The organism is Gemmatimonadota bacterium, assembly GCA_026706845.1.
GTDB lineage: Bacteria > Latescibacterota > UBA2968 > UBA2968 > UBA2968 > VXRD01.
In genome coordinates this window covers 1-9892 of the sequence record JAPOXY010000061.1, presented here as the reverse complement: position 1 = coordinate 9892, position 9892 = coordinate 1, and the positions used below count along the sequence as shown (strand labels likewise).

Here is a 9892-nt window from a genome sequence, read left to right as displayed (position 1 = left end):
CCCAGAGTACGCTTGATGTCATTGGAAAACAACTGGCTCCCGTCAGTCGAGAACATCTTTTGACGTATCCCGCTGTGCGAAATGCGACCAATGTCCGCGAGTTGTTTATTCGGATTTACGACAAGTTGGGATTTGAGGTGCTCAAATCCCAGGAGGCGTTTCCCAATTATATTCTGTCGAGTAATGAATTGCCGGTTCGAGCGCATGCGGTGTTGCGCAGCAGTGATTTCGAGCGCGAAAATCTCGATTATATGGCCTGTGATAGTATTATTTGCTGGATTGACGATTGGGAATCTGCTCCTATTCCCGTTCTGGAGTTGTCTGCACACTACGATTTTTGGGGCTAATTCTCTTTTTTTGCGGCTTCCCACAGCGCATCCATTTCTTCAAGTGTAGCGTCATCAGGTGTTTTGTGCTGTTTGCACAGTTCGGTTTCGATGTACTGAAAGCGCGATTGAAATTTTCTGTTGGTTTGTATGAGTGCTTCTTCGGGGCATATTTTGAGAAATCGAGCGAGATTGACCAGGGCAAATAGCAAGTCTCCAAATTCTTCCTGGATCTTTTCTGTTACGCCGCTTTCTCGTGCGTGCATCAATTCTTCTGTTTCTTCCCGCACTTTTTGAGCTACATCAGCAATGTATTCCCATTCAAATCCCACACGCGCGGCTTTTTCCTGGAGTCTGCGAGCTTTCAATAATGCCGGCAGGTGTTGTGGCACTCCGTCGAGCAGAGAGGCTTTTTTGTCGGGTTTTTCTTCGGCTTTGATGGCTTCCCAATTTTTGATGACTTCGTCGGGTGTATCGGCTTGCGTGTCGCCAAAAACATGCGGATGGCGGCGGATGAGTTTGTCGGCGATGGCTTCGGCCACGTCGTCTATGGTAAATCGGTTTTCTTCACTGGCAATTTGCGCGTGAAAGACGACTTGTAGCAAGAGGTCGCCCAGTTCTTCTTTGATTTCGCCATCGTCATTGTCGTCAATTGCCTCGAGGAGTTCATAGGCTTCTTCGATGAGGTAGGGTTTCAGGCTCTGGTGTGTTTGCTCTTTGTCCCACGGGCAGCCCGCAGGTCCTCTCAATTGCGCCATGATGTTGATGAGTCGTTCCAAATTGGACATGTATTTCCTTTCGCATGGTGTGTCTGACTTCAATATGTATGCAAAGAGGACCTGCGTCAACCCCGATGTTTTTAAAAGTGGGAATTACCTTTTGACAAGCGGGATGTGGTGCGTTATTTTTGGATTATCTGGTTGTCTTAATGTTATCTGGCTTTGGAGGGTTGAGAGATGAGTGATTCACTGCGAGATATTATGCGAAAAGTAGGCCGCGATGATGTGCGCGAGCGGGAGCGGGAAAAGTGGTCAGAGCGGGAAGGAGATTTGCTCAGTCACAAGGAGCGAGAAGAGGACAAGGACGAGGTTGAAAAGCGGCACGATCAGTACCGCAGGCGGCAGGAATACGCGAGTCGATTGGGCCCCACCGCCGAGCGATTGCCCATTTTGAGCAAGGAAGAATCCGAGCGCAGAGCGCGCGAACGGCCCAAACGTCGAACCTATGAGTTTGAAGGTCCAATTGAAAAATTGCTGGAAAAATACGGCGATTCCAAAGAGGTGTTTAACCATATGTCTATGGGGCAGTTGATGAAGTACAAGTTGGATGAAGAGACGGGCGCGATTTACGAAAAGGACAAGATGATTTTCGACGGTGAGAAGTTGGTTTGAATATCATAATGTCGGATTTCTCGTATAATCAATAGTTGGGTTTTCCCGAAACAAGTGAGGCAATGATGTCAATTATCGATAAAATAGATGTACAGGTCCCATTAGAAACTGAGACACGGGATGCGACAGATATAGACTTGGAAGATCTCACTTCAGAAGATGAAAAAAATGAAAGCGCGCCTCCAGACTATCAAATATCAACTTATCCTGCGGATTATCCCCTGGAGGTACTTTACCAAAATTGGAAAGCAGACGAGATTATAATTCCAGATTTTCAAAGACGTTTTGTCTGGAAACAGACTCAGGCCAGTAAACTTATTGAATCTTTCTTGGTAGGCTTGCCGGTTCCTGCGGTATTTTTTTATCGCGAGCGCAACAGTCAAAAAGATTTAGTAATAGATGGGCAACAACGCCTAAAAAGTATCTTTTATTATTTTGATGGATTTTTTGGTCCTGAGCAAGAGGGATCTCGCCGAGTATTTCGGCTTACGGGACTGAGCGAAGAAAGTATATACAATGAAAAGACATTTGAGGATCTTCGAGATGAAGACAAGCGTAAACTGAAACGCGCTATTTTGCGTGCTTTTATTGTTCAACAATCGGATCCCCTAGATGACACGAGTATGTATCATATTTTTGAGAGACTTAATACCGGTGGTACTATGTTGACGAATCAAGAAATACGAAACTGCGTCTATCACGGCAATCTTACCAAATTCTTGCAAAAAATTAACACGTCTTCTGAGTGGAGAAAAATCCTTGGCAAGAATGAACCGGATAGACGTGGAAAAGATATAGAATTACTAGTGCGTTTTTTTGCTCTGCGGGACCTCTCTGCCTATAACAAGCCCATGAAAGACTTTCTTTCACGGTTTGTAAAAAAGAATAAGAATGCACCACAAGAAATGCTGAAAGAGTATCAGAACCTGTTAGATGGGACTTGTAAAGCTATTGTTAAATCCCTAGGTGAAAAACCCTTTCATATTCGCGCCGGACTAAACGCCGCTGTGTTTGATGCTGTAACAACAGCGTTCTCAAAGCATCTGGACTCAATACCAGAAGACATCAATGATCGATATAAACACTTAATCGGAGATGATGAGTTTGACTACTGCACTCGAAGTTCGACCACGGATGTAGATATTGTTAAAAGGCGCTTCAGTCAGGCTGAGCAATTTCTGTTTGATTAGGCAAACCGCTATGCGCCTTGCACGAATTGATAGAACTTTGGAGAAATGTGAAGAACATTTGTCTGATACAGATGCATTTGGGACCGAGATAGAGAGCTTATTAACTCAGTCTTTATTGGTTATCATGTGCGCGGAGTTCGAACGAAAGATTAAAGAACTTATCCGTGAAAAGTGTTCCTCGGTTGAAGATGAATCAATAGTAGAGTTTATGGAATCTTGTATAAATGCTGTTTTTAGGAGCATAAGGGTCAATGAAATTTCAGGGTTACTAAATCCCTATAAAGAACGATTCACACAAAAGATAATGGATAACAAAATTCAGGAGACTCTCTATAGCAATATTATTACAAATCGCAACCAAGTAGCACATGCAGAAGGGAGTAATGCGACCTTCAAGGATGTGAAGGAGTTTTATGAAGAAGGTCACATTGTATTGGATTTTTTTTCTGAAGCGCTGCTTGAAGATGATACCGACTCAAGTAGCGGATCGTAGATAATACAGGCGAAAATTAAAGACGGAGCCTTCGGCAGATCGAAAGCTCCGCTTTTTTTGTCTGTGATGTGAATCAGGAGATGGTTACATCGGGGCAGAGATAGACGTCTTGTATGTCGTTGAGGAGTTGGATGCCTTCGTGCATGGATCGTTGAAATGCTTTGCGCCCAGAGATGAGGCCGGTGCCTCCGGCGCGTTTGTTGATTACAGCGGTTCGCACGGCTTCGGCATAATCACTGGCGCCTGAGGATGCGCCCCCGGAATTGATCAGTCCGGCTTTGCCCATGTAACAATTGACGACCTGATAGCGGCACAGGTCAATGGGGTGATCAGATGTGAGTTCGGTATAGACTTTGTCGTGGGTGCGTCCAAAATCCAGGGCTGTGTAACCATCGTTGCAGGTCGGCAATTTTTGTTTGATGATGTCTGCGCCAATGGTGACACCGAGGTGGTTGGCCTGTCCCGTGAGGTCCGCGGCTTCGTGGTAGTCGATGTCGTCGGTTGCAAATGCCGAGTTGCGCAAATAGCACCACAGTACGGTAAATAGCCCCAGTTCGTGTGCGCGGGCAAATGCTTCGCTGATTTCGACAATTTGTCGGTTGGATTCGGGCGAGCCAAAATAAATTGTGGCGCCCACACCTGCACATCCCATTTCCCGGGCTTGTTCGATTTGTCCAAATACGACCTGATCGTATTGGGATGGGTACGTGAGCAGTTGGTTGTGGTTAAACTTGAGGATAAAGGGGATTTTGTGGGCGTATTGGCGGGCGACCATCCCGAGTACGCCCAGTGTGGTTGCCACGGCATTACAGCCCCCTTCTATGGCGAGTTTGACGATGTTTTCGGGGTCAAAGTAGATGGGGTTGGGGGCAAAGGAAGCGCCGCCGGAGTGTTCGATCCCCTGATCAATGGGGAGAATGGAAATGTACCCCGTGCCCGAGAGCCGCCCCGCACTGTAGAGGCGTTGCAGGTTGTTGAGCACGGGAATGGTGCGGTCAGAGTCTGCAAAGACCCGGTCGATAAAGTCGGGACCGGGCAGTGTGAGAAAGTTTTTGTTCACCAGTGCTTCGTAATCGAGTAAGTCGTCAGCGTCATCGCCGAGGTAGTCCGCGATTTTGTCAATGCCACTTTGAACAGCTACTGCCATGGAGAACTCCTTATGAGAAATTAGATTGGGCCAGGTCCGGTGAGATCACTGGATTGTAAATGTTTTGCAAGAGCGCGTTAATTTTTCTAAAAATAGGTGAAAAAGATACATGCAGGTGTGGTGCTTGTCAATAAATGAGGGAGATTTTCTTTGCGGGTCGGGGGATTATCGGGTAGATTTGATTTATAAGGCATACCTACATTTCACAAGGTGGTTGTTATGCATGCGATATTGACGGGTTTTCTGACACTGTGTGTGTTGGGCACAACGCTTTGGGCGCAGGAGGGCGGTTTTGACGATCCGTTATTGGTTCAGGCGGTTCAGGCGCAGTCTGTTCGGGATTATGCGAAGGCGCAGACGCTGTTTGAAGAGTATATCAAAGACCTGTCAGAAGAAGAGCAGGCGCTCTATCGCGATTTGGCGCAGGTGGCATTTCCCGATGATCTGGAAATTTACCGGGATGCGGATACAGAGAAACGCGCAGAGTTGATTGATCGCTTTTGGCAACGCCTGGATCCCTCGCCGTTGACAAAGGCAAATGAGCGGCTTATTGAGCATTATCGGCGCGTGGCGTATGCGCGGCAATATTACGGTCAGGGACAGTTCCCCTGGGATGATCGGGGCGAGGTTTATGTGCGGTTTGGCAAACCCGATCACACGAGCAAGTCGGGCGATATTCAAAATGAGATGGACCGAGAGATACAGGATGCGCGGCAAAATTACGTGAATCGCAGACGCATTGCCCTGAGGATCAGGCCCGGGCAACCCATTTTTCCCGTGCCAGCGATGTCCTGGTGGGAATACTGGGTGTATGCGGATTTGGAGGGCGGTACAGAGTTTGATTTTGTGCGTCGCGGCAAGGGGAACAGGTATGATTTTGCACCGATGCCCGAGGGCTTGAGTCTGTCTTTGACAACGGATTTGCTGGCGTATCAGAGCGAGGTGGTTTTGCGGCAAGTGGCAGCGCATCAGCCCTCTGTTTACGATGCAGATATTGCCGAGCTTCCCGTTGATTTTTATTATTTTCCCGCTGGATTTCGCGGTGAAGATGGCGCGACGCGGCTGGAAATCTACTATGGATTGCCGGCAGAGGAAATGGCGCGGTTGCCCATTGATGAAAAAACCGATCAGGTGATGCTGGACCGCGGTCTTGCGATGTTTGATAGCTTGTGGACAGAGGTCTATCGCTTGCAGGATCAATTGACATTTCAGGCGCCATCAGACCAGCAAGTGTTGGATGGGGCGTTTATTCCGGGTGTGCTCGCGTTTGAGGTTGAAGCGGGGTTGCACTATCTCTCTTTCCAGATTCGCGACGTGGTGTCGGGAAAATCGCAAGTGTATCAGCAATCATTGGCCGTATCAGATTTTTCGCAATACGACGACTTGTTAATGAGCGATATTGCCCTCGCATTTTTTGTTGGGCCGAGTGAAGAGCAAGGTCCGTTTCAAAAACGCGGATTAAAAATTATTCCAATGGCGTCAAAGGCATTTCGCCCAGATCAAAATGCATTTGTCTATTTTGAAGTGTACAATTTGAAACGCGATGAATTTGGACGAACGAGGTATCGCGTGGATTATTCTTTTCGCGCTCAGGAAAAAGGGATTGCGCCGATTCGCGCGCTGCGTGGATTGGGTCGTATGTTGCGCTTGCAAGAGAAGCGCAGGGAAGTGGTGATTTCCTATGAGCAATCGGGTGATACCACAGAGGATATGGCGTATGTCGAATTGGACTTGAAAGACGCCGAGCCGGGCGGTCAGGAAGTCCGCGTCAAGGTGACGGATTTGCTGGCGGACCGCGATGTGAAGCAAGAGATTGCGTTTAAAATTGTGCCGTAGGGCGGTGGGCTATGAATGGTGATTTAAACAAAAATGTAGATTATTCAATTATTCCCGGTGTAGATCGGGTGCTCAATGAACAGGCGATTCAGACGCTGTCAAAGCGCTGTGGGACGTCTGTTTTGACCGATATGATTCGGCAGGCGATAGACCGCGTGCGGGGGATGATGCGCGATGGTGAGGCGGTGGGTACGTCGCGTGAGGCGTTGACCGAATGGATTGTCGAGGATGTGCAGAGCCAATTGGCAGAACAACTTGCGCCAAATCTCAGGCGTGTTGTGAATGCGACCGGGGTTATCCTGCATACCAATTTGGGACGTGCGCCGCTGTCCGATGTCGCGGTGAAACACGTTGTTGATATTGCTGGCTCGTATAGCAATCTGGAGTTGGATCTGGAGACTGGACAGCGCGGATCGCGTACGACGCTTGTAGAAAAATTGCTGTGTGAGCTGACCGGCGCCGAAGCCGCTGCGATTGCAAATAACAATGCAGCGGCTGTTTTGTTGACGTTAAATACACTGGCGGGTGGCAAGGAGGCGATTGTGTCGCGCGGACAACTGGTCGAAATTGGCGGGTCGTTTCGAATTCCCGATATTATGGCGCGCAGTGGGGCGCAACTCGTCGAGGTGGGGACGACCAATCGCACTCATTTGAGCGATTACGAAAACGCTTTGACGGAAAATACAGGGGTGATGCTGGCGGTGCATCCGAGCAATTACAAGGTGATGGGGTTTACCGCCGAAGTTGCGCTGGAAGGTATGGTGGTGTTGGGACGACAACGCGGCGTGCCTGTGGCGCACGATTTGGGCGGTGGTGTGCTGGTCAATTTGCGGGATTACGGATTGCCTTATGAGCCGCTGGTGTCCGATAGTATTTCCGCCGGGGCAGATGTGGTGATGTTTAGTGGTGACAAGGTTCTCGGCGGGCCGCAGTGTGGAATTATTGTGGGTACACAAAATGTCGTAGAACAAATTCGCAAAAATCCCTTGATGCGCGCGTTGCGTTGTGGGAAGTTGACGTATGCTGCGCTGGAAGCGACGTTGAAGTTGTTCTTAAATCCAGAGGCATTGGCGCGCGAACATCCCACACTGCGCATGTTGACAGAGCCTGTGGGAATGCTTGAGCAGCGCGGTCAGCGGTTGTTGCAGATGATTGGTGAACTTGAGGAGTTTACGTGCGAACTGGTTGATTCCGATGCACAAACCGGCAGTGGTGCGCTGCCTTTGGAAAATATTCCGAGTGTTGCAGTCGCAATTTCCGGTGGCGAAATTTTGTCCCTTTCCAATGCGTTGCGCCGCTATGATCCGCCCGTTATTTGCTATGTGCGCGATGAGCAGTTATTTCTGGATTTGCGCACGATAAAAGATGACGAGGTGAGTATTGTGGGCGATGCGATGAAAAAAGGAGCGCGGGGTTGATGGCGCATGTGATTATTGGAACGGCCGGGCATATCGATCACGGCAAGACGGCGCTGGTCAAGGCATTGACGGGTATTGAGACCGATACCTTGCCCGAGGAGCGCGATCGCGGCGTGACCATTGATATTGGTTTTGCGTATTGGAAAGATAATGTGACCATTATCGATGTGCCCGGGCACGAGCGCTTTGTCAAGAATATGGTGACGGGGGTGTGTACGGTTGATCTGGCACTTTTTGTGGTGGCTGCCGACGATGGGGTGATGCCGCAGACGCGCGAGCATCTGGGTATTTTGAATCTTTTGGGTGTGCCCCGCGGTATTGTGGTGTTGACAAAAGTCGATCTGGTAGAAGAAGAGTGGCTGGAGCTGGTGGAAGAGGAATTGCGGGAGGTGTTTGCAGATACATTTTTGGAGGGTGCACCGATTGCGTACGTGTCGTCGATCACTGGCGAGGGGATTGATGCGTTGCGCGCGGCGGTTGAGGCGGAGGTCGCAAGGGTTGAGGCGCGGCCAGATCAGGGCATTTTTCGATTGCCTGTTGATCGCGCTTTTTCCGTACAGGGATTTGGAACTGTGGTGACGGGTACTGTGATTTCAGGGGATGTGCGCGTGCGAGACGAATTGTCGCTGTTGCCGGCGGGCAAAGGCGTTCGCGTTCGCGGCGTGCAAACGCATGGGCGAGATGTGGGTGTGGCACAGATGGGGGCACGCGCGGCTATTAATATAAGCGGGGTCGAGGTCGATGAGGTGTCTCGGGGCGATCTTCTGGCGCAACCGGGGTATTTTGAGACGACGTATATGATCGATGCGCGCTTGCACATGCTCCCCGATGCACCCGCGCATGTGACAAATCGCACGCGCGTGCATTTGCTTATGGGGCCGCGAGAGGTTTTGGCTCGCGTGGTGTTGCTCGAAGGTGAGACTTTGTTGCCGGGTGAATCGCAACTGGTGCAGTTGCGCCTGGAGGAACCGGGCGTTGCTGCGCGGGGCGATCGGTTTGTGATCCGGCGGTATTCACCAGTGCAAACGCTGGGCGGTGGCGTGGTGCTGGATCCGCAACCCGTGAAGCATCGGCGGTTTCGGGACGATGTCAATGACGCCCTGCGAGAATTGGAGCAGGATGATCCCACACAGGTTTTGTTGACGCGCTTAAAGGCCGCGCGATTGCGACCTCGAACTGTGCTACAACTCGCATCTGAGATGGCGGTGTCTGCGAGTGAGATTGAGAGTCAGTTAACCGCACTCGTCGATTCGGGCGATGTGATTTCTTATGTGCAGGCGGGTAAAACGATGTATGTCCACGCGATGTGCTGGCGGGAATTGCTGGACGGGATTGGCGATGCAGTGCGGGCTTTTCACGAGGCGCATCCCCTCCGGATAGGTGCGCGACGCGAGGAACTTCGCGCATTGGTGAAAGGCACACCTTCTGACGATTTGTTTGCGCAGGGTGTTGAATATCTCGTTCACGCGGGGACCTTAAAAAGCGATAATGCGCTGATTGGATTGCGCGATTACAAAATTGCGTTGACGCCCGAACAAGGGGAGATTCGCGATGCGATTGTGCGGGTATTAAAAGATGGGGGGACGACGCCTGAGGACTTAAAGACGCTGCCCGATGCGATTCAGGTCAATGCCAGCTCTGTGCGAGATGTGGTGTCGGCGATGCAGGCTATGGGAAATCTGGTGCGCCTGGAAGATACGTTGCTCTTTCACCCCGAGGTGATGGAAGAGGTGACGCGGCAATTGGTCGATTATTTAAAAGAAAATGGGGAGATCGATGTATCGACTTTTCGCAGTCTGATCGGCACCACGCGCAAATTTGCCGTGCCGCTGTTGAATTATTTCGATACACAGGGTATAACCATCCGGCAAGGGGATGTGCGGGTGTTGGGGTGAAAAACACTGTCAGAATCAGGATGGGCAGGATGAGAGGATGATCAGGATAGAAAACCCGCAGGTCAGATCAGGGCGTTTTGATTCGGTTGACCTTGCGCCGGGTAATGCCCCAAATTCGTCAAAAAAAGAGGTGACCTTGCACGATGATATGATGTTGGCTATATTGATCTGAAATGATTAAACGGATGAATTTGGG

10 protein-coding genes are annotated in these 9892 nt (G+C 50.0%); 8 read left to right on the top strand and 2 right to left on the bottom strand.

Annotation, left to right across the window (positions count from 1 at the left end):
- The coding region (locus tag OXG87_06035; protein MCY3869099.1) for a hypothetical protein at positions 1-347 on the top strand (347 nt) is incomplete at its 5' end.
- Here the strand turns inward: OXG87_06035 and mazG are convergent.
- A complete protein-coding gene (gene mazG, locus OXG87_06030) occupies positions 344-1114 on the bottom strand; it encodes a nucleoside triphosphate pyrophosphohydrolase (protein MCY3869098.1) in 771 nt (256 codons plus the stop codon). The two genes, OXG87_06035 and mazG, sit on opposite strands and share 4 nt — an antisense overlap.
- A 168-nt stretch (positions 1115-1282) precedes the next feature.
- Between mazG and OXG87_06025 the strand changes: the two genes are divergently transcribed.
- The 3 genes from OXG87_06025 to OXG87_06015 all read left to right on the top strand — a co-directional run bounded on the left by OXG87_06025 (position 1283) and on the right by OXG87_06015 (position 3400).
- Complete coding sequence (locus OXG87_06025; GenBank protein MCY3869097.1) at positions 1283-1717, top strand: hypothetical protein; 435 nt, start codon at positions 1283-1285, stop codon at positions 1715-1717.
- Between the two features lie 65 nt (positions 1718-1782).
- Positions 1783-2907: a DUF262 domain-containing protein gene (locus OXG87_06020; GenBank protein MCY3869096.1), complete on the top strand. Its 1125-nt coding sequence runs from the start codon at positions 1783-1785 to the stop codon at positions 2905-2907.
- A gap of 10 nt (positions 2908-2917) precedes the next feature.
- Positions 2918-3400: a HEPN domain-containing protein gene (locus OXG87_06015; GenBank protein ID MCY3869095.1), complete on the top strand. Its 483-nt coding sequence runs from the start codon at positions 2918-2920 to the stop codon at positions 3398-3400.
- Between the two features lie 73 nt (positions 3401-3473).
- Here OXG87_06015 and OXG87_06010 read toward each other — a convergent pair whose 3' ends face one another.
- Positions 3474-4547: a class I fructose-bisphosphate aldolase gene (locus OXG87_06010; protein ID MCY3869094.1), complete on the bottom strand. Its 1074-nt coding sequence runs from the start codon at positions 4545-4547 to the stop codon at positions 3474-3476.
- Positions 4548-4766: 219 nt separating this feature from the next.
- On the opposite strand from OXG87_06010, the gene OXG87_06005 reads away from it, so the two are divergent.
- The 4 genes from OXG87_06005 to OXG87_05990 are packed head-to-tail and all read left to right on the top strand — an operon-like array spanning position 4767 to position 9868.
- The gene (locus tag OXG87_06005; protein ID MCY3869093.1) at positions 4767-6383 is read left to right on the top strand and encodes a GWxTD domain-containing protein; all 1617 of its coding nucleotides are present in this window, start codon (positions 4767-4769) and stop codon (positions 6381-6383) included.
- An 11-nt stretch (positions 6384-6394) separates the two neighbouring features.
- Positions 6395-7801: an L-seryl-tRNA(Sec) selenium transferase gene (gene selA / locus OXG87_06000; protein MCY3869092.1), complete on the top strand. Its 1407-nt coding sequence runs from the start codon at positions 6395-6397 to the stop codon at positions 7799-7801.
- A complete protein-coding gene (gene selB, locus OXG87_05995; protein ID MCY3869091.1) occupies positions 7801-9696 on the top strand; it encodes a selenocysteine-specific translation elongation factor in 1896 nt (631 codons plus the stop codon). The genes selA and selB overlap by 1 nt, the downstream gene beginning before the upstream one ends.
- Before the next feature lie 37 nt (positions 9697-9733).
- Complete coding sequence (locus tag OXG87_05990; GenBank protein MCY3869090.1) at positions 9734-9868, top strand: hypothetical protein; 135 nt, start codon at positions 9734-9736, stop codon at positions 9866-9868.
- The last annotated feature ends 24 nt before the right edge of the window (positions 9869-9892 follow it).